This window comes from Roseomonas genomospecies 6, assembly GCF_008365375.1.
Classification (GTDB): Bacteria; Pseudomonadota; Alphaproteobacteria; order Azospirillales; family Azospirillaceae; genus Azospirillum.
This window is the reverse complement of the sequence record NZ_QOKW01000005.1, coordinates 25268-44825: the sequence shown is the minus strand read 5'-3', so window position 1 is coordinate 44825 and position 19558 is coordinate 25268. Positions and strand designations below refer to the sequence as shown.

Here is a 19558-nt window from a genome sequence, read left to right as displayed (position 1 = left end):
AAATAAGGGAGAAGGGACATGCCGAACCGCAAGCTCATCCCCGACGTCATCAAGGATCAGCAGCTCGTTTGCCTGCCCCCGGAGGCCAGCGTCCAGGACGCCGCCATTCTGATGGCGGAGCGCCGGGTCGCCGCCGTTCTGGTCACGCAGAGCCAGTTATCGGGAGGCCATTCGCTCAAGGGCATCTTCACCGAGCGCGACCTCGCCGCCCGCGTCGTCGCCACGGGCCGCGACCCGGTGGCCACCCGGCTGGCCGAGGTCATGACCGCCTCCCCCGACACGCTGGGGCCGGACGCCCGCGCCTACGAGGCGCTGGACCTCATGGAACGCCACCATTACCGCCACCTGCCGGTCACCGCGGACGGCGAGTCGGACGGCACGGTGATGGGCATCGTGTCCATCCGCGATCTGTTCGCCGTGGTCCGCGCCCATTTGGAGGACGAGATCCGCGACCGCGAGGCCTTCATCTTCGGGTCGCACTACTCCGCCAGCGCTCCCCCCTGAGCGCCGGACGCGTAATGCTGCAATGCGGCGGAGCCGGCTTGACCTGAACGCTGGCCCCACCGATATTCCAGGGCACGCCCCAACAATCAGGCCGTCCGAACTAGGCCGAACGTCAGAGAGTCCCATGCCCCTGTCCGAACCCGCCGCGCGCGAACCGATCCACACCCGGGAAGTCACTTGCCGGGGCTATCGGCGGACCGATGGGTTGTGGGACGTCGAGGGTCACCTGACCGACGTGAAGAGCTATGCCTTCAACACCGACCAGCGCGGCCAGATCCTGCCCGGCGACCCGGTGCACGGCATGTGGATTCGCCTGACGGTGGACAACGACCTGACCGTCCATGCGGTCGAGGCGGTGACGGAGAAGAGCCCATACCGCACCTGCGGCTCCGTCACCCCCAATTTCCAGCGTCTGGTCGGGCTGAAGATCGGTCCGGGCTGGACCCGCTCGGTGAAGGAGCGGCTGGGCGGCGTGCAGGGCTGCACCCATCTTGTGGAGCTTCTGGGGCCGGTCGCCACCACCGCCTTCCAGACCATCTACCCCATCCTGGCGCGCGAGCAGGCCGAGAAGGCGAAGGGCCGGACGCCCGGAAGCACCGAGGCGGACGGCAAGGAAGATATGCTTCGCACGAAGCGTCCGGTTCTGCTGAACACCTGCCACATCTTCGACAGCAACGGCGAAGTCGTGCGCAAGAACTGGCCCGACCACTACACCGGCGACCGCCCGCGCGACGCCGCCGATTGAAAGGCGGCAAGACGGCAAAAATTCAAGACGGCAAAAATTTGGGCGTGCCCGCGAGGCCACGCCCTTTTTCATGCCCGAATCGGGACGGCGAGGACCGTCACGCCTCCAGGGAGGTCCGGACACCCTCGCCCGAGGCCACGGCCGGCACGCCCGCGGACGCCGTCGTGCCGGTCCCCGGCGCCGGCTGGTCCAGCTCGTCCGGCGGCGGCAGGTCGAACGGCGTGCCGACGAAGGGATCGCCGCCGCCGTGGCCGGCCCGGAAGTGGCCGTCCTCGGTGCAGGCCCGGCGGAAATAGGCCGCGATGAAGACGCGGACCGCCGAGGTCAGGGTCACCTCCGAATTGTCCGTGGCCGGACCGCGGCGCCGGAGCTGCTCGTCCAGCCGATCCTTGATCAGGGTGCAGAGGCCGTTGACCGTCAGGCCTTCGCGGCGGGCGATGTCCTCCAGAGCGTCCCACATGGTCGGCTCCAGACGCATGCTCGTGCGGCGCCCGGCAATCATGATGTTCATGCTCTTCAGCGGTTCCACACACGCGTTGGGGTTCACTGTTAACCGCTTCTTCGGCCCGCGCTTCGCCATACGCCGCCCTCTCCACGAACCCGCCGGACGACGCGCGAAGAGTGCGTCGCCCACGGCGCATTGATTGGTTGCATGCGCTGCACTCTACTAAATACAGCGAGAATTGCAACCATGGCCGCACTCGAATTATGCTTACAGACGGAAAAGAACCTCCAGTAGTTGCATGCGTATGTATGCATTTGCAGGTGGCGCTTTTCCCTTGGCGCACGGACCAAGGCCGGGCGTTCTTGTGGGCGTTGCTGTCAGCGGGCCTCGTCGGGCGTCAGCGTGGTCAGGCCGAGGGCGTGAACGCGCTCCGCCATTTCTTGGGCGAGAAGGCTGTAGACCAGCCGCTGGCGCTCCACGCGCGATTTTCCGGCGAAGGCGGCGGAGACGATGGTGACGTGGAAATGGGTCTCCCCCTCCGGATGGGCGCCGCCGTGGCCGGCGTGGCGGCCGGAGTCGTCCTGGATGTCGAGCCGTTCGGGGGCCAGCGCGTCGGTCAGCTTCCGGCGCATGCGGGTTGCGTATTCCATGGGGTCCTCGCTCAGGTCTGGTCGGGGCAAGTCTGGTTGGGAATTGAGGTGAGGGCTCCGCGCCGCCACAGTCAAGACGGCACAGCCGCAGACCGGCCATTTTCCGCAGACCGGCACCGCCCCCTTGCGTGCGCTTGCCAGAAAGGGAGCCTCTTCCCATACTTCGCACATGAGCAAGCCACGGACCCGCTACGACTTCAGCCGATATGACCAGCCGCGCGCCGCCGTGCGCGCCTGCGACCATCCGGGCTGTGCGGGCGAGGGCGAGTACCGGGCGCCGAAAAGCCGCCGGCAGCTCAACGACTACTACTGGTTCTGCCTGGACCATGTGCGGGAATACAACCGCGCCTGGGACTATTACGCCGGCATGAAGCCCGAGCAGATCGAGGCCGAGGTCCGCCGCGACACCACCTGGCAGCGGCCGAGCTGGCCGCTCGGCTTCTGGGGGATGCAGGAGAAGTTCCTGCGCGACCGCGCGATGCACGGCTTCAGCTTCGAATTCGGGCGCGAGGCCGGCAAGGACCAGTCCGAGGAGAGCAAGCAGCGCCGCCAGGCCGCCCGCACCGCGGAGGAGGAGGCGCTGGTCGTTCTGGACCTTGTCCCGCCCGTGGACTTCCCACGCATCAAGGCGCGCTACCGCGAGCTGGTGAAAACGCACCATCCCGACGCGAACGGCGGGGACAAGGCGGCCGAAGAAAAGTTGAAGGAGATCAATCAGGCCTACAACACGCTGAAAGCCTGCTATGGTGCGTAAACCCGACGGTTGGCCGGACCACAATGGCCGGGCGGCCCCGACAACAGACACGTTGGAACGATAAGAACCTCCCATGCCTTCTCAAGGAGCCACCCAGGCCAGCTCGGCCCTGTTCGATCACGTTCCCGACATCACCCTGTCGGTGCGTCAAGTGTTCGGCATCGACAGCGACATGCAGGTGCCGGCCTTCAGCCAGCGCACGGAGCATGTGCCGGACATCGACGAAGCCTACCGCTTCGACCGCGACACCACGCTCGCGATCCTGGCCGGCTTCGCCTACAACCGTCGCGTCATGGTCCAGGGCTATCACGGGACCGGCAAGTCCACCCACATCGAACAGGTGGCCGCCCGCCTGAACTGGCCCTGCATCCGCATCAACCTGGACAGCCACATCAGCCGAATCGACCTGATGGGCAAGGACGCCATCGTCCTTCGCGACGGCGTGCAGGTGACGGAATACCGCGAAGGCATCCTGCCCTGGGCGCTCCAGCACGCCTGCGCGCTCGTCTTCGACGAGTATGACGCGGGCCGCCCCGACGTGATGTTCGTGATCCAGCGCGTGCTGGAGGTGGAGGGCAAGCTGACCCTTCTCGACCAGAACCGCGTCATCCGCCCCCACCCGGCCTTCCGCCTGTTCGCCACGGCGAACACCGTCGGCCTGGGCGACACCACCGGCCTCTATCACGGCACGCAGCAGATCAACCAGGGCCAGATGGACCGCTGGAACATCGTGGCGACGCTGAACTACCTGCCGGTGGACGCCGAGGTGAAGATCGTCGCCTCCAAGGTGCCGGAATACGACGACGAGGCGGGCCGCAAGACCGTGGCGTCGATGGTGCGTCTGGCCGACCTGACCCGCGCCGGCTTCATCAACGGCGACATCTCCACCGTGATGAGCCCGCGCACGGTCATCACCTGGGCGCAGAACGCCAACATCTTCAACGACGTCGCCTTCGCGTTCCGGATCACCTTCCTGAACAAGTGCGACGAGGTGGAGCGCCCGACGGTCGCCGAATACTACCAGCGCTGCTTCGGCACCGAACTGCCGGAGACGGGGGTGCAGGCGAATCTGGTGTGATCGGAGCTAAGATCCCGCCCGGTTGCGGAGCACTGATTCTTCACGGATTTCGCGGATTTGAGCACGGATTTCATGGATGAGGGTCGTTCTGGACCATAGCATTGAAGCCCTGACGGAGCGTGTCATTGGAGCCGGTTTCGAGGTTTTCAACACGCTCGGACAAGGCTTCGTCGAATCGGTCTATCAGAACGCCCTCGTTCACGAACTCCGAAGCCGGGGCCTAAACGTCGGGTTGGAGGTGCCTTTCGGCATCTCCTACAAGGGCAGCAGCGTCGGGACTTACTTCGCGGACGTCGTGGTCGAAGACCAAGTGATCGTCGAACTGAAAGTCGCCGAAGCCATAGCCCAGCCGCACATCAAGCAGGTGGTGAATTACCTGAGGGCCAGCGGGATGCCGGTTGGGCTTCTGCTGAATTTCGGCACGCCGAGCCTGACGGTCCGGCGCGTTCTTCCATAGGATAAGATCCGTGTAATCCGTGCCCAAATCCGCGAAATCCGTGCCCAAATCCGCGAAATCCGTGAAGTTTCCGCACTTCCCCAACTCTATCGACAGCCCGCCATGACCGATCGTGAAAATCCCGTCGAGGCCTTCAAGCGCTCCACCGCCGCCGCGGTGCGGGCCCTCTCCCGCCGGGCCGACGTGCAGGTGGGCTTCTCCACCGAGCCGCCCGGCGTCGCCGGACTGCGCGTGCGCATTCCCACCCCGGCGCGCGACCTCAACCCCCACGACGTCGCCACGCTGCGCGGCGCCGCCGACGCCGTGTCGCTGCGGCTGCGCTTCCACGACAACGCCATCCACCTGCAGCGCATGCCGCTGGGCGACAGCGCCCGTGCCGCCTACGACGCGCTGGAGCAGGCCCGCTGCGAGGCGCTGGGCGCCCGCCACATGCCCGGTGTCGCCGCCAACCTGGAGGCGGCGCTGGACGAGCGCTACCACAAGCAGGGCTTCGAGCGGCTGGAGGAGCGCGAGCAGGTGCCTCTGCCCGAGGTGCTGCGCCTGATCGCCCGCGAGGCGATGACCGGCGCCGCCCCGCCCCCCGCCGCGGAGCACGCGGTCAGCCTGTGGCGCGGCTGGATCGAGGAGCGGCTGGGCAAGGATCTGCACGGCCTCGCCGGTCACATGGCCGACCAGGATTCCTACGCCCGCGCCGTGCGCAAGCTGCTGACGGAACTCGACATGGAGGTCGGCAGCGACCCCGACGACCCGCAGGAGCAGGAGGAGGACGAGCGCGACTCCGGCGAGAACGAGAACGAGCCGAACAAGGGCCAGACCCAGGGCGAGGACGACGTCCAGAGCCAGGCCGAGTCGATGACCTCGCAGGAGATGCAGGAGTCCGACCAGGGCGAGCAGGCCGACGAGGGCACCGGCGAGGAAGGCGACACCGAAATGGGCCAGGGCGAGGGGGCGGAGGAGCCCGCCGGCCCCGGCCAGCCCTGGCGCCCGGAGGCCAGCCGCCGCAACGAGCCCGACCCCAACGCCTACAAGCCCTTCACCACCCAGTTCGACGAGGTGGTGGACGCCTCAGACCTGTGCGACCCGGACGAGCTGGCGCGGCTGCGCCACATGCTGGACCAGCAGCTCGTCCATCTCCAGGGCGTGATCTCCAAGCTGGCCAACCGCCTGCAGCGCCGCCTCCTGGCGAAGCAGCAGCGGTCGTGGGAGTTCGACCTGGACGACGGCATCCTGGACGCCGCCCGCCTCGCCCGCATCGTCGTGAACCCGGTCCTTCCCCTGTCCTTCAAGAAGGAGAAGGAGATGGACTTCCGCGACACGGTGGTGTCGCTGCTGATCGACAATTCCGGTTCCATGCGCGGGCGTCCCATCTCCATCGCCGCGATGAGCGCCGACATCCTGGCCCGCACGCTGGAGCGCTGCGCGGTGAAGGTGGAAGTGCTGGGCTTCACCACCCGCGCCTGGAAGGGCGGGCAGGCGCGCGAGCACTGGATCGCGTCCGGCAAGCCCGCCAACCCGGGCCGCCTGAACGACCTGCGCCACATCGTCTACAAGGACGCCGACCAGCCCTGGCGCCGCGCCCGCAAGAATCTGGGCCTGATGCTGCGCGAAGGAATCCTGAAGGAGAACATCGACGGCGAGGCGCTGCTGTGGGCGCACAACCGCCTGATCGGGCGGCCCGAGCAGCGGCGCATCCTGATGGTCATCTCCGACGGCGCGCCGGTGGACGACTCGACCCTGTCGGTCAACGCCGGCAATTATCTGGAACGCCACCTGCGGCAGGTGATCGAGTACATCGAGACCCGCTCGCCGGTGGAGCTGGTGGCCATCGGCATCGGCCACGACGTGACCCGCTATTACCGCCGCGCCGTCACCATCGTGGACGCGGAGCAGTTGGGCGGCACCATGATGAACAAGCTGGCCGAACTGTTCGACGAGGACGACCGCCGGGGCCGCACCGGCTGGCGGTGAACCGGGACAAAGGTCATCTTGAAAGCGAAACGGCGCGGGGATCACCCGCGCCGTTTCGTTGCCGGAATGTCCATTCGGCTCATTGCAGGCTGCGCTGCATCTCTTCGAAATTCCGGGAGAAGCCGTTCAGCGGGAAGTCGATGTCGCGCTTGCCGGCGCGCATGAAGTTGACGCGGACCAGAACGGTGGAACCGTTGCGGAACTGGTCCACCACGCGGCCCGACACGAAGTTCGGGAACATGCACATGTTCAGCGTGGCGATCTGGGTCTCGATCCGCGGCTGGCGGTCCACGCGGATGGCGCAATTCTCCACCATGCCCTGGCTGGTCGTCAGGAACAGGTGATAGTCGTTGCCGGTCGGGATGACGCTCAGCGCCACGAATCCGACCTCCTTCCCGTCATCGAACAGGCGGTAGTTCATCAGCCGGCAGACCTTGGTGTCGGTCATGCGGTCGATCTCGCACCGGCTGGTCCAGGCGCCCTCCGGCCCGAATTCGGCGGCGGACTTGGAGAAATCGACGGCGGAGGCCGGCGTCACGGCCAGCGCGGACAGAAGCGCCGCACCAATAGCGAAGAGACCTGTCCAACGCATCCTGTCGCCCCCATGAATCGCCTGCAAGCCGCCCCATCGATCCCAAGCGGCTTCGCCGGACGATGGGTACTGCGAACGGATTATAGGCATACCCAAAAGGCGGACAAGCATTTACGCCTCCGGACGGGGCCGGCGCGGGGAAAGGCGCCGGAGCCGGATGGTTGAGAAAGTTGAGAACAGTTATCATTCGCGCTTGACACCCTTGGTCCCCAATGGTCAAGTCCGTCCTGAGAACGCTTCGCAAGAGCGGGCGCAGAGAGGCAAGATTTCGGGAGTCCCCAGGATGCACATCGTGTCGCGCGGCGCCTTTGCCGCCACTTTCGCCGCAACGTTGCTGGCCGTGGCCGGCGCCGCCAACGCCGCCGAGGTGAACGTCTACTCCTCGCGCCATTACGATGTGGACAAGGAACTCTACGACACCTTCACGAAGCAGACCGGCATCAAGGTCAACGTCATCGAAGGCAAGGAGGACGAGCTGATCGAGCGGATGAAGACGGAGGGCGCCAACAGCCCTGCCGACGTCTTCATCACCGTGGATGCCGGCCGCCTGTGGCGCGCCCAGGAGGCCGGTCTGCTTCAGCCGACCCGTTCCAAGACGCTCGAATCGGCCATCCCGGCCCACCTGCGCGAGCCGGAAGGCTATTGGTTCGGCATCTCCAAGCGCGCCCGCATCCTGGTCTACAACAAGGCCACGGTGAAGCCGGACGACATCAAGACTTATGAGGAGCTGGCCGATCCGAAGTGGAAGGACCGCGTCCTCGTCCGCTCCTCGACCAGCGTCTACAACCAGTCGCTCGTCGGCTCGCTGCTCGCCGCCCATGGCGAGAAGGCGACGGAGGAGTGGGCCAAGGGCGTCGTCGCCAACATGGCCCGCAAGCCGCAGGGCGGCGACACCGACCAGATCAAGGGCGTGGCCGCCAACGAAGGCGACGTGGCCGTGTCGAACACCTACTACTTCGCCCGCCTCGCCTCCTCCGCCAAGCCGGAAGACAAGGCCATCGCGGACAAGCTGGGCGTGATCTTCCCCAACCAGGGCGACCGCGGCACCCATGTGAACGTGTCCGGCGCCGGCGTGGCGAAGAACGCGCCGAACAAGGACTCCGCCGTGAAGTTCCTGGAATATCTGGCCAGCCCGGAAGCCCAGACGATGTTCACGGAAAAGAACTTCGAGTACCCGATCGTCGCCGGTGCCAAGGTCGCGCCGGTGCTCGTCTCCTGGGGCACCTTCAAGGAAGACCCGCTGAACGCGGCGGTCTACGGCAAGAACAACGCCGAGGCCCTGAAGATCATGGATCGCGCCGGCTGGAAGTAAGCCACCGTCCGGCGTAACGAAGGGGCGCGTCCCAGCGGTGGAGACGCGCCCTTTTCCTTTGTGCGGTTTAGAATTTTCCTTCTTCATAGTCGCGGTAGGCCTGCATCACCTCCTCGCGGCTGTTCATGACGAAGGGGCCGCCCCAAGCCACCGGCTCGCCGATGGGTCGTCCGGAGAGCAGCAGGAAGCGCGCGCCGGACGGTCCGGCGGAGACCTCCACCCGGTCGCCCTCGCCCAGCACCAGAACCCGTGGGCCGCCCAGCCGGACCGACGTGCCCGGCGCCACCACCGAGCCTTCGAAGACCACCAGAGCCGCCGTGTAATCCGCCGGCACCGGTTCGGCGAAGGCCGCGCCGGGCGGCAGGGTGACATCGAAATAGCGGGGCTCCGTGGGGCCGCCTTGCACCGGGCCGGCGGTGCCGTTCCCCGTGGTGCCCGCGATCACCGTTACCGTGGCGCCGCCCTCCCGCCTTTCCACCGGAATGCGGTCGGCGGAGAACTCCTGATAGGCGGGCTCCGTCATCTTCAGCCGGGCCGGCAGGTTGATCCAGAGCTGGAAGCCCTTCATCAGCCCTTCGGTCTGCTCCGGCATCTCGGAATGGATCACGCCCCGCCCGGCGGTCATCCACTGCACGCCGCCCGTCTCGATTACGCCCTCATGGCCGTGGTTGTCCCAATGGCGCATGCGGCCCGCCAGCATGTAGGTGACCGTCTCGAAGCCGCGGTGCGGGTGGTCGGGGAAGCCGGCCAGATAGTCCTGGGGCGTATCGGACCCGAAATGATCCAGCATCAGGAAGGGGTCGAGCATGCGCAGGCGCGACGTGCCGACCATGCGGGTCATGCGCACGCCGGCCCCGTCGGACGCCTCCATGCCTTCGACGGCGGTCAGGATGGGACGGACGGTTTCGGCGGTCATCGGACGCTCTCCTCAGGCAAGATGGCTGAGTGAGAGGTAATCTTTCCCCGACACCGGATAAAGCCCCGCCGCCGCGCAACACTGTTGCGGCAGCGGGAACAGACGTCACGCGTCGGTCTGGCCGGGGCGGGAGCGGCTGATGGACAGGCTCAGAAGGATCACCGGCACGATGCCCACCGCGACGATGGCCAGTGCCCCCGTGGCGGCCTCGGTCAGCCGCTCGTCGGAGGCCAGCGTGTAGACCCGCACGGCCAGCGTGTCGAAGTTGAAGGGCCGGACGATCATCGTCGCCGGAAGTTCCTTCATCACGTCCACGAAGACCAGAAGGCCGGCGGTCAGCAGGCTGCCCCACATGATCGGCGCGTGCACCCGGATCAGCGTCCGCCCCGCCGTGTGGCCCAACACGCGCGACGCGAAGTCCATGGTCGGGCGGATCTTGCCCAGGCTGGCCTCGATGGTGTTGAAGGACACCGCCAGGAAGCGGACCAGATAGGCGAACAGCACCGCCGCGATGGTGCCGCTCAGCAGCAGGCCGGTGGACACCCCGATGGTCTGGCGCAGGAAGGCGTCGATGGCGTTGTCGAGATGGGCGAAGGGGATCAGCACGCCGACCGCGATCACCGAGCCGGGGATGGCGTAGCCCATGGCGGCGACGCGGACGGCACCCTTCAGCAGCGGCGTCGGGCGCAGACGCTGCCCATAGGCCAGGATCAGCGCTAGCGACACCGCCAGAACCGCGGCCAAAGCGGCCAGCGTGAAGCTGTTGCGGGCCAGCGTCAGGAACACCGGCCCGAAGGCCTGATCCCCCGCGGTGAGGGCCATGCGGACCAGCAGCCCGGCGGGCAGCAGGAAGCCCAGAAACAGCGGCAGGCCGCAGGCGGTCATCGCGGCGGCGGCGCGCCAGCCCCTCAGTTCGTGCTTCGGCAGGCGGCGGTAGCGGGTGGTGGTGTGGTGATAGCGGGCCTGCCGGCGCGACCAGCGCTCCATCAGCACCAGCACCAGGACGAACAGCATCAGCACCGCCGCCAACTGCGCCGCCGCCACCGGTTGCCCCATGGCGAACCATGTGCGGTAGATGCCGGTGACGAAGGTGTTCACGGCGAAATACTGCACCGTGCCGAAATCGGCCAGCACCTCCATCAGCACCAGAGCGAGACCCGCGACGATGCTGGGGCGGGCCAGCGGCAGCGCCACCGTGAAGAAGCTGCGCCACGGCCCGCGTCCAAGCGTACGGCTGACCTCAAGCACGCAGACGGACTGTTCCAGGAAGGCGGCGCGCGACAGCAGATAGACGTACGGGTACAGCACCAACGTCATCATCAACGCGGCACCTTCGAGCGTACGGATGTCCGGGAACCAGTAATCCCGGCGCGACCAGTGGAAGGCCTCGCGCAGGGCGGTCTGGATCGGGCCGACGAACTGGAGCAGGTCGGTGTAGACGTACGCCATGACGTAGGCCGGAACCGCCATGGGCAGAAGCAGCGCCCATTCCAGCATGCGGCTGCCGGGGAAGCGGCACATGGTGACCAGCCAGGCGGTGCCCACCCCGATCACCAGCGTGCCCACCCCTACCCCGAAGACGAGGCGTACGGTGTTCAGCACGTATTCGGCCAGCACCGTGTCGACCAGATGCTGCCACACCCCGCCCGTCGGCACGAAGACGCGGCTGACCACCGCCAGCACCGGCAGGGCGACCAGCGCCGCGATCACCAGCGTCGCCAGCGTCCAGCCGCTGAAGCCGATGCGGTGCCACAGGGAGGAGTAGGAGTCCGCGGCCTGAGCCGGGCCGTCCGGGGTCTGGCCGGGGGGGTGGCCAGGAGTTTGGAAGGTGTCCGTCGTCAAGGCCGCATACGCCCATAGGGAAGTGTCGAACGGGACCCCTATGGTGTCACAGTGTGCGAATAACTCGCAATGACAACATGCCGCATCCCCTATTCCCCACGGGGCCTTTTTCCCGACGGGGAGGACGAGGGATGCGGCGGAACGCGGTGCTTACTTCGTGCCGAACATGCGGTCGCCCGCGTCGCCCAGGCCGGGGACGATGTAGGCGTTCTCGTCCAGATGGCTGTCGAGCGAGGCCGTGAAGACCTTCACCCGCGGGTGGGCGGCGGCGAAGACGCGCATGCCCTCGGGCGCGGCCACCAGCGCCATGAAGCGGATGTTCTCGTCGTCCACGCCATGGCGGTTCAGCACGTCGCAGGCGTGGACGGCGGAATTGCCGGTGGCCAGCATCGGGTCCACCACGATGAACAGGCGGCCTTCCGCCTCCGGCAGCTTCACCAGATACTCGTGCGGCATCTTGGTGTCGTGGTCGCGGTAGAGGCCGATGTGCCCCTCGCGCGCCGACGGCACCAGCTCGTGAAGCCCCTGGGCCATGCCCAGCCCGGCGCGCAACACCGGCACGATGGCCAGCTTCTTGCCGGCGATGACCGGCGCGTCCATGGGCTGGAGCGGCGTGTCGATCCGCTCCGTCGTCAAAGGCAGGTCGCGGGTGATCTCATAGCCCATGAGCAGCGAGATTTCCCGCAGCAGGGTGCGGAAGCCCCCGGTGGAGCGCTCCTTCGCCCGCATCAGCGTCAGCTTGTGCTGGATCAGCGGGTGGTCGAGGATGAACAGATTGGGAAATTCGGAATTGGTGCGCATGGGTCTCGTGCCGCGGCCTGTATCGGCACCGATCCTAACCCGGCAGACCCGATTCGGCCAATCCGCTTTAAGCGATGCCGCCGGATGCGCCCGCAAATCCCTCTTCCGCCCTCACCGGCGGTTCGGCGGCGCAGCCTCCGGACGGTCCAGGCCGTAACGGACCACGCGGTTGCGCCCGCTGTTCTTCGCCTGATAGAGCGCGCGGTCGGCGCAGACCACCATCTCGTCCACCGGCAGCCCCTCCTGCGCCTCGACCAGCCCGAAGGAGGCGGTGACCGGAATCCGCCGCCCGTCCGGCAGCAGCACCGGCGTTCGCGCCAGATCGCCGCGCAGCCGTTCGATGACCTGGAAGCCTTCGGCAAGCCCGGTTTCCTTCAGGCAGATCAGGAATTCCTCCCCGCCCATGCGGAACGCCTCGTCGAAGCTGCGGATGCCCCGGCTGATCGCGGCGGCGGTGGCGGCGAGGACGCGGTCGCCGATGTCGTGGCCGTAAGTGTCGTTGATGCCCTTGAACCGGTCGATGTCGCAGATGGCGATGCAGAAGGTCGGGCCGGACCGGCGGAAGCGGTTGTGCTCGCGCTCCAGCGCCTCCTGCATGCCGCGGCGGGTGCGCAGGCCGGTCAGCGGGTCCAGCCCGCTCGCCGCCGCGCCGAAGGCGCGCTCCACGCGGCGCAGATGCAGAACGAACTCCTCGAACCGCGCGATCACCGTCTCGTATTCGGCCTCGCTGGGGCTGCCGCCGTCGGCGGCCTTCAGCAGAAGCAACTTGGCCTTCCGGTGCATCTGCTCATGCAGGGTCACCAGCTTTTCCACGGCGGGCTGGTGCGCCAGATCGTCCGCGTTGACCGCCACGCACCACGCCGCGAAGGACGCCGGAGCCGACACCCGCTCCCCTCCCTGGCCGCCGCGGAAGAAGACGGCACGGTGCCATTGCCCGATCCATCGCAGATGCTCGTCGAGCACGATGCCGAGGCTGTCGGATGGCGATCGCGTGTCGGATGAGGTGGGCATCGGGCTTGCGGGGCTTCCCTTGGGGCACATCCGCCGGTGGCGGCCGGCGGATGCCAACTGTATCACACGAACCCATACCGCGTGCACGCAACCCGGTGGTGCGATCAAGTTGCGCCCGGCCTTTTCGGGAGAGGATCGCCCCCGCGCATCGCATTTTAGGAAAATGCGGCCCGTGCCGGGCGCGCCTACAGCCCGGCGACGCTGTCCAGGAAGCGGCGGATCAGCGCCGGGTCCTTGTGGCCGGGGCGGTCTTCCACGCCCGACGACACGTCGAGCGCGGTGGCTCCGGTCGTCCGCACGGCCTCCGCGGCGTTCTCCGGCTTCAGCCCGCCGGACAGCATCCAGGGCTTCGGCCAGCTACGCCCGGCCAGCAGCGTCCAGTCGAAGGCGATGCCGTTGCCGCCCGGCAGGGCCGACACCTTGGCCGGCGGCTTGGCGTCGAACAGCAGGCGGTCGGCCACCTCGGCGGCCTCCGACGCGGCGGCCAGATCCTCCGGCCCGCCGATCTTGATTGCCTTCATCACGGGGATGTTGAAGGCCGCCTTCACCTCCGCGATGCGGCGCGGCGTCTCCTTGCCGTGGAGCTGGATCAGGTCGAAGGGGACCTGGGTGACCACATGCTCCAGGAAATCGTCGTCGGGATCGACGAACAGCCCGACCGTGCGCACGCCGGTGGGGACCATGCGCGCCAGTTCCGCCGCCATGGACGGCGCGATGGAGCGCGGGCTGGGCGGATAGAAGACGAAACCGACGTAACGCGCCCCGCCGGACACCGCGGCGTGCAGCGACAGGGGCTCGGTGAGGCCGCAGATCTTCACGCTGACGGGCATGGGGAGAGGTCCTTACAGTTCCGAAACGATGCGGCGGGCGGCGGCTTCCGGGTCGGCGTCACCGGTGATCGGGCGCCCGATGACCAGATGGTCCGCCCCGGCGGCCAGCGCCTCGGCGGGGGTCATGACGCGCTTCTGGTCGTTGGCGGCGGCCCAGGAGGGACGGATGCCCGGCACCATCAGGATGAAATCCGGCCCGCAGGCCTCGCGAATCAGCGCCACCTCGGCGGGGGAGCAGACGACGCCGTCCACGCCGGACTCCTTGGCGAGCAGGGCCAGCCGCTTCACCTGATCGGCCACCGGGACGCTCTGGCCGACGGCCTGGAGGTCGGCCGCGTCCATGCTGGTCAACACGGTGACGGCGAGGATCTTCGGACGCTTTTCTGCGGCGTTGGCTTCCCCGGCGCTGGCCGCGGCTTCCGCCGCCGCGCGCATCATGGCGGGGCCGCCGGAGGTGTGGATGGTCATGAAGGCCGGCTTCAGCGGCAGCGCCGCGCGGATGCCGCCCGCGACGGTGTTGGGGATGTCGTGCAGCTTCAGGTCCAGGAACAGCGGCGGGCCGTCCTCGCCGATCACCGCGCGCACGCCCGCCGGACCGTGGGCCACGAAGAACTCCAGCCCCAGCTTGATCCCGCCGACCACCCCGGCGATCCGCCGGCCAAGGTCGCGGGCGGTGTCGAGGTCGGTCGTGTCGACGGCGCAGAAAATGCGCGAGGCGGGCGCGATGCTGGGCGTGCTCATGGAAAAACGGCTCTCCGAACCCTGGAAGGTGGTGATGCGGCGCAGCCTAACAAGGGCGGGCGGCAATCACCAGACTTCCAGGGCGCGAAGACGCCTTATCCCTCCGGTGGGAGGGTCATGGGCCGATTACGGTCAGATCTTCCGGTCCGGATCGCGGTCGAGCCCGCGGTCGACCGGCCGGTCACCGGTCAGGCGGTCATCGGTCAGGCGGTCACGATCCGTGGGAAGATCGGCGGGACGGTCGGTGCCCGTGTTGCGGGCGTCGTCGATCTCCACCTCGGTCCGGCGGACCGTGTCGGACACCGTCTGCGCGCGCTCCTCGGCCTCCTTGCGGATCACCACCTCCTCCCGCACCCGCGCGGACTTCTGGACCACCGCCTCCTCGTCCGTCTCGCTCACCTCGATGGTGCGCTCCTGGAACGCCTCGGGGGGCAGGTCGCCGGCGGGGCGGTCCACCGGGCGGCGTTCGACCGTCACCTTTTCGTCGCGCAGGCGAACCTGCTCTTCCACCGGCGTCTCGGTCATGTAGCTGCGGACGCGGACGGTCCCGCGCTCGACCTCCCGCTTGCCGACGTTCAGCCGCTCCTCGACGACGGGAATGCGCTGCTCTTCGCCCGATCCGACCGCCCCGGCATGGCGGGTGGTCTCGCTGCCGTAGGTGGTGTCGGTTTCGACGCGCCCCGCCGTGCCTTCGGCGTTGACGTCGCGCAGGGACGCCGCGGCGGCGCCCAGGCCGGGGCTGTAGCGCGTGCGCTCCTCGGTGGCCTGGGAATGGTCGTAATCCGTGGCGGAGGCGTCATAGCCGGTCCAGCCGGTCTCCCGATAGCTCCGCCCACGGTCGGCGATGTCCACCGGACCGTGCTGCTCGACGATGGCCAGGGCCTCGTCGCATTGCGCGTCCTCCACGCGGCCGACCAGCAGAACGCCGCCGCGGCGCACACCCTCCGCGAAGACCTCCGCGTCGTCCCGCGTCACACCCATGCGGGTCAGCATCGACACGCGCTTGTCGCGGGCGTTGAAGTTCGGGTCCTGCCCGAAATCGGCGGCGTGGCGCCAGCTTTCCAGCCGGCCCTCGGTGGCGGTGGCGGTTCCCAGGTTGGCGCTGTCGGCGCCCATCATGGTGAAGTCCTGGCGCAGGTTCCGGGCCTGCAAATCGCCAAGCACGCGTTCGGCGCTGGACAGATCGTCATACAGCGCGACGATGGTCTTCCTGTTCATCAGCCTACTCCTGTGGAGGCAATGTTTCGGACCGCGGCGCGTCGGCGCGCGCGGAGTCGTCCCTGGTGACGACGGCGTCTTCGGAGCGCAGCGTCTCGGTGACGCGCTCGGTGCGCCGGGTCGCCTGTTTGCGGATGTGCAGTTCTTCTTTGAGGACCAGCCGTTTCGTGACGACCAGTTCCTCTTCGAGGATTGGAACGATCAGCACGTCGCCCTCGTACCGCGGCTCCGGCGCGGCATCGACCAGGCGGCCCACCGGAACGCGAAGGACCTCCACCGTCTCGCTGGAGAGGTCCTGCTCCACGGTTTCCTCACGCTCGCGGACGACCGTGGTGATCCGCAAGCGGCCGGTTTCGACCGTGCGCTTCCCGACAGACAGGATTTCCTCGTAAAGGGGGACCGCTTCCTCGGAGACGGTCCGCTCCGGCGGCGCCCGTTCCTGTGGCATGGCCGCCGTCCCGGCGCTCAGAGGAAGATGAAGAGGGCGATGATGATCGCCAGCACGACGAGCGCGATGACCCACCAGTTCATCCCGGTCGTGCCGCCCGGCGCCGTCCGGTTCCCGTCCGTGTCGTAGACACCCACTTTCCGCGGTTCGTCGGCCATGGGGCTTACTCCCTGTCTGTTTGGATTGGGGCGGTTTGCCTTGGTTGCCCATGTCCAACAGGGGGGACGCGGCGCCGTTCCGTGCGCCCGGTCAGCGCCCCGCGGCCCAGAGGGATAGCCCGGAGGCCCCCGCCGAATCTTTGGGCCCCGGATCGCCGATGGCGGCGGCCAGCGCCTCGCCCAGCGCCGGGGCGAATTTGAAGCCGTGGCCGGAACAGGCGCTCATCAGCCAGCAACGGGCGGACAGCGGCTCGACCACGAAGCGCTCGTCCTCGGTCACCGTGTAGAAGCAGGTCGCCGCGTTGGCGAGGCTGTAGCGGTGCCCGTCCGCCAGCACCCGGCGGGCGCGGTCCAGCACGTCGCGCGCCTCGTCCGGATCGGGGTCGCGGTCGGTGTCCGGGTCGCCGACTCGCGAAAAGCGGTGGTCGCCCGCCTTCATGGTCGTGCCGGCCACCGGGGGAACGACGTAGACCCCGCTCTCGCCGTCCGCGTCGATCAGCATCGGCGCGTTGGCCCAGACGCCGCGCAGCCCCTCCGGCGGCATCAGATAGGCCACCACCTGCCGCGACGGGGTCAGGCGGGCCGCCGTCTCCGGCAGCAGCTTCGTCACCCAGGCCCCGGCGGCGACCACCAGCGCGTCGGCGCCGATGGTGCGGCGGTCGGCGAGCGTCACGGCGGCGCGCTCCGGGTCGATGGCCGTCACGGGGGCACGCGCGTGAACCGTCACCCCCAGCGCGTTCAGATGGTGGCTGAGCAGCTCCACGATGCGCCCGGCCAGCAGCACCCCGCCCGACTCCAGATGCAGCCCCTCCGCCACCGCGGCGGCGTCCACCAGCGGGAACTCCGCGGCGATCTGCGCCGGGGTCAGGCGGCGGAAGGGATGGCCCAGCGACTCCAGGACCGCCGCGCTGTCGGCCAGCCAGCGCCGCCCGTCCTCCGCCGAGGCGGTGCAGAGCGTGCCGCTGGGGACCAGAAGCCGTTCGCCGAGATCGCCCCACAGCCGCTCCCACGCCTGCAACGCGGTGTCGGCCATCCGGGCGTAGCCGGCGCTGGCGCCGTAGGCGTGGCGGAACAGCCGGTGCTGGTCCACGGAGCTGCCGAAGGGGTTGGGTACGTGGCCCTGGTCGAAGACCGCGACCTCGTGCCCGGCACGGGCCAGCGCCCAGGCGGTGCACAGCCCCATGATGCCGGCGCCGACGACGGTGATGCGGAGTGTCATGACGGAAGAAGCCTCAGCGGATCGTGTCGTTGTGGACCACCATCTCCACCGCCAACTGGGCGGCGCAGAGGTCCTCCAGCGCGGTGCCGACCGATTTGAACAGGGTGATCTGGTCGTAGAAGCGGCGCCCGGCCCGCTGGCCGCGGGTCAGGTCGTACAGGTCGCCGGCGATGTCCTCGTCCGTCAGGATGCCGGCCTTCATCGGCTGCACGATGTCCCCCGCCTCCGTGCAGGCGCCCTCGCGCGTGTCGACGAAGACGCGGGAGCGGCGGATGCAGTCGTCGTCCGCCTCGCGCATGTCGGGGGTGAAGCCGCCGACGAGATCGAGATGCACGCCCGGCTGGAGCCACGCGCCGCGGATCAGCGGTTCCTTCGCCAGGGTGGCGCAGGAGATCACCTGGGCACCGCGCACCGCGCCCTCCAGATCGTCGGTGGCCTCGATGCGGAATTTCGGGCGGTGGAAGCGGCTGGCGACCTTCTTCGCCTTCTCGAGGCTGCGGCCCCAGACCAGCACATGCTTGATCGGCAGGACGGTGGCGTGGGCTTCGATCAGCTCGGGCGCCAGCGCGCCGGTGCCGACCATCAGCAACCGTTCCGAATCGGGCCGCGCGAGGTAGGAGGCCGCGAGCGCGGAGGCCGCCGCGGTGCGCCGCTTGGTCAGGGCCGTGCCGTCCAGAACCGCCTGGGGCACGCCCGTCTTGCCGTCCATCAGCAGGTAGAGGCCCTGCACCGCCGGCAGATCCTTCGCCCCGTTGTCGGGGAAGACGGTGACCACCTTCACGCCGATGGACTGGTTGACCTGCCACGCCGGCATCAGCAGCAGCGTGCCGTCGTTCTGCCCGAAGGTTCCGACCGTGTGGTGATGCCGCAGCGGCACCTCGACCCCGGCGCGGAAGGTCTGCCGCATGCGCTCGATCAGCATGCGGAAGTGCAGGACGGATTTCAGCTCGGCTCCGGTGATGGTGCGCATGGGCGGCTCCCTCCACAGGTCCGGAAAAGGAAACCCCTCCTGCCCGTCATGGACCGAAGGGGGAAATCCGGCAGGCGGTCAGTGCATGGTCGGGGCGGGCAGGGCGTTCCCCGAACCGGTCACGGCGGGCAGGCCGGCGGTGCCGGACACCGGGCGGTTCATCTCCGCCAGACGCTTCTCCGCGGCGGCGGCGCGGGCCTGCGTCTCCTTCAGCTCGCGCTCCAGGTAGGACACGCGGTCGGTGGAGCGGCGGGCGCGGCGGCGGTGGCGGCGCTGGGCGTTCCAGGCGACGACGCCGCCGGCCAGGAAGCCGATCACCAGCGCCACCAGCGTGGCGAGATAGACCGGGACTTCCAGCGTGAAGGGCAGCGGCCAGAGCGACAGCGTGACCAGGCCACGGTTGGAGATGGCGAACAGCACCGCGGCCAGCGCGATGGGAACGGCGATGATGAGGGCGATGAAACGCACGGGTGGGGTCCTCGTGTCCGTGGTCGGGGGCAGCGCGGCTCTGAATCCGGGCCGATGAATCAATGAACGGGTCTCATTCGTCGGTGTTCAGGCGCTCGCGCAATTGCTTTCCGGTCTTGAAGAAGGGAATCGCCTTCTCGCCCACCTCGACGGCTTCACCCGTGCGCGGGTTTCGTCCGGTGCGGGCGTCGCGGCGCTTGACGGAGAAGGCACCGAATCCACGCAACTCCACCCGGTCGCCGCGGGCGAGCGCTTCCGAGATTTCGTCGAAGATGGTGCCGACGATCTTTTCGATGTCGCGCTGGTACAAGTGCGGATTGCGCTCCGCGAGCCGTTGAATCAGCTCTGATTTGGTCATGGCGATTCCGTTTCCCCCGGTTCGAGCGCTTTGAACCGCGCTCCTTGACCTGCGCGCAAGCGTGCCACCGGGT

The 19558-nt window shown here is 68.2% G+C and carries 23 protein-coding genes; 7 read left to right on the top strand and 16 right to left on the bottom strand.

The features are described from left to right. The first annotated feature begins 18 nt into the window (after positions 1-18). Both DS843_RS08335 and DS843_RS08330 read left to right on the top strand, forming a co-directional pair. Positions 19-504, top strand: a complete 486-nt coding sequence (locus tag DS843_RS08335; protein WP_149468432.1) for a CBS domain-containing protein — start codon at positions 19-21, stop codon at positions 502-504. 124 nt (positions 505-628) lie between these two features. Then, the gene (locus DS843_RS08330; RefSeq protein WP_149468431.1) at positions 629-1249 is read left to right on the top strand and encodes a DUF2889 domain-containing protein; all 621 of its coding nucleotides are present in this window, start codon (positions 629-631) and stop codon (positions 1247-1249) included. Between the two features lie 97 nt (positions 1250-1346). Here the strand turns inward: DS843_RS08330 and DS843_RS08325 are convergent, their stop codons facing one another. Together DS843_RS08325 and DS843_RS08320 are read right to left on the bottom strand one after the other, a co-directional pair. After that, positions 1347-1760, bottom strand: coding sequence for a ribbon-helix-helix domain-containing protein (locus tag DS843_RS08325; protein WP_286192003.1), 414 nt, complete (start codon positions 1758-1760; stop codon positions 1347-1349). Positions 1761-2071: 311 nt separating this feature from the next. After that, the gene (locus tag DS843_RS08320; RefSeq protein ID WP_149468429.1) at positions 2072-2344 is read right to left on the bottom strand and encodes a BolA family protein; all 273 of its coding nucleotides are present in this window, start codon (positions 2342-2344) and stop codon (positions 2072-2074) included. Positions 2345-2513: 169 nt separating this feature from the next. On the opposite strand from DS843_RS08320, the gene DS843_RS08315 reads away from it, so the two are divergent. From DS843_RS08315 to cobT, 4 genes are all read left to right on the top strand, one after another. Continuing rightward, positions 2514-3098 (top strand): J domain-containing protein, encoded by a 585-nt coding sequence (locus tag DS843_RS08315; protein WP_149468428.1) that lies wholly within the window; start codon positions 2514-2516, stop codon positions 3096-3098. Positions 3099-3171: 73 nt separating this feature from the next. Then, entirely contained in the window at positions 3172-4176 is a 1005-nt protein-coding gene (gene cobS / locus DS843_RS08310) for a cobaltochelatase subunit CobS (protein WP_149468427.1), read from the top strand. A gap of 76 nt (positions 4177-4252) precedes the next feature. Further along, positions 4253-4633, top strand: coding sequence for a GxxExxY protein (locus tag DS843_RS08305; protein ID WP_208852205.1), 381 nt, complete (start codon positions 4253-4255; stop codon positions 4631-4633). Between the two features lie 102 nt (positions 4634-4735). Then, entirely contained in the window at positions 4736-6601 is a 1866-nt protein-coding gene (gene cobT, locus DS843_RS08300; protein ID WP_149468426.1) for a cobaltochelatase subunit CobT, read from the top strand. 79 nt (positions 6602-6680) lie between these two features. Here cobT and DS843_RS08295 read toward each other — a convergent pair whose 3' ends face one another. After that, positions 6681-7193 (bottom strand): invasion associated locus B family protein, encoded by a 513-nt coding sequence (locus DS843_RS08295; RefSeq protein ID WP_149468425.1) that lies wholly within the window; start codon positions 7191-7193, stop codon positions 6681-6683. 283 nt (positions 7194-7476) lie between these two features. Here DS843_RS08295 and DS843_RS08290 point away from each other — a divergent pair, with 283 nt between their 5' ends. Beyond that, positions 7477-8505: a Fe(3+) ABC transporter substrate-binding protein gene (locus DS843_RS08290; protein WP_149468424.1), complete on the top strand. Its 1029-nt coding sequence runs from the start codon at positions 7477-7479 to the stop codon at positions 8503-8505. A gap of 67 nt (positions 8506-8572) precedes the next feature. Here the strand turns inward: DS843_RS08290 and DS843_RS08285 are convergent, their stop codons facing one another. The 13 genes from DS843_RS08285 to ihfB all read right to left on the bottom strand — a co-directional run bounded on the left by DS843_RS08285 (position 8573) and on the right by ihfB (position 19485). Continuing rightward, entirely contained in the window at positions 8573-9421 is an 849-nt protein-coding gene (locus tag DS843_RS08285; protein ID WP_149468423.1) for a pirin family protein, read from the bottom strand. Positions 9422-9526: 105 nt separating this feature from the next. Beyond that, entirely contained in the window at positions 9527-11263 is a 1737-nt protein-coding gene (locus DS843_RS08280; RefSeq protein WP_149468422.1) for an ABC transporter permease, read from the bottom strand. A gap of 150 nt (positions 11264-11413) precedes the next feature. Further along, positions 11414-12064, bottom strand: coding sequence for a uracil phosphoribosyltransferase (gene upp, locus DS843_RS08275; RefSeq protein WP_094301708.1), 651 nt, complete (start codon positions 12062-12064; stop codon positions 11414-11416). A 111-nt stretch (positions 12065-12175) separates the two neighbouring features. Next, entirely contained in the window at positions 12176-13075 is a 900-nt protein-coding gene (locus tag DS843_RS08270; RefSeq protein WP_149468421.1) for a diguanylate cyclase, read from the bottom strand. Positions 13076-13260: 185 nt separating this feature from the next. Further along, entirely contained in the window at positions 13261-13905 is a 645-nt protein-coding gene (locus DS843_RS08265) for a phosphoribosylanthranilate isomerase (protein WP_149468420.1), read from the bottom strand. Between the two features lie 12 nt (positions 13906-13917). Next, a complete protein-coding gene (gene pyrF, locus DS843_RS08260; RefSeq protein WP_149468419.1) occupies positions 13918-14646 on the bottom strand; it encodes an orotidine-5'-phosphate decarboxylase in 729 nt (242 codons plus the stop codon). Positions 14647-14778: 132 nt separating this feature from the next. After that, on the bottom strand, positions 14779-15864 hold the full coding sequence (locus DS843_RS08255; protein ID WP_286192000.1) for a YsnF/AvaK domain-containing protein: 1086 nt from the start codon (positions 15862-15864) through the stop codon (positions 14779-14781). A 4-nt stretch (positions 15865-15868) separates the two neighbouring features. Further along, a complete protein-coding gene (locus tag DS843_RS08250) occupies positions 15869-16312 on the bottom strand; it encodes a YsnF/AvaK domain-containing protein (RefSeq protein ID WP_167525241.1) in 444 nt (147 codons plus the stop codon). A gap of 17 nt (positions 16313-16329) precedes the next feature. After that, the gene (locus DS843_RS31110) at positions 16330-16470 is read right to left on the bottom strand and encodes a hypothetical protein (protein WP_167525240.1); all 141 of its coding nucleotides are present in this window, start codon (positions 16468-16470) and stop codon (positions 16330-16332) included. A 91-nt stretch (positions 16471-16561) separates the two neighbouring features. Continuing rightward, complete coding sequence (locus DS843_RS08245; protein WP_149468417.1) at positions 16562-17689, bottom strand: NAD(P)/FAD-dependent oxidoreductase; 1128 nt, start codon at positions 17687-17689, stop codon at positions 16562-16564. Positions 17690-17702: 13 nt separating this feature from the next. Then, on the bottom strand, positions 17703-18659 hold the full coding sequence (gene lhpI / locus DS843_RS08240; RefSeq protein WP_149468416.1) for a bifunctional Delta(1)-pyrroline-2-carboxylate/Delta(1)-piperideine-2-carboxylate reductase: 957 nt from the start codon (positions 18657-18659) through the stop codon (positions 17703-17705). Positions 18660-18737: 78 nt separating this feature from the next. Beyond that, complete coding sequence (locus tag DS843_RS08235) at positions 18738-19127, bottom strand: lipopolysaccharide assembly protein LapA domain-containing protein (RefSeq protein WP_149468415.1); 390 nt, start codon at positions 19125-19127, stop codon at positions 18738-18740. A 73-nt stretch (positions 19128-19200) separates the two neighbouring features. After that, on the bottom strand, positions 19201-19485 hold the full coding sequence (gene ihfB, locus DS843_RS08230; RefSeq protein WP_014239239.1) for an integration host factor subunit beta: 285 nt from the start codon (positions 19483-19485) through the stop codon (positions 19201-19203). Positions 19486-19558 lie beyond the last annotated feature (73 nt).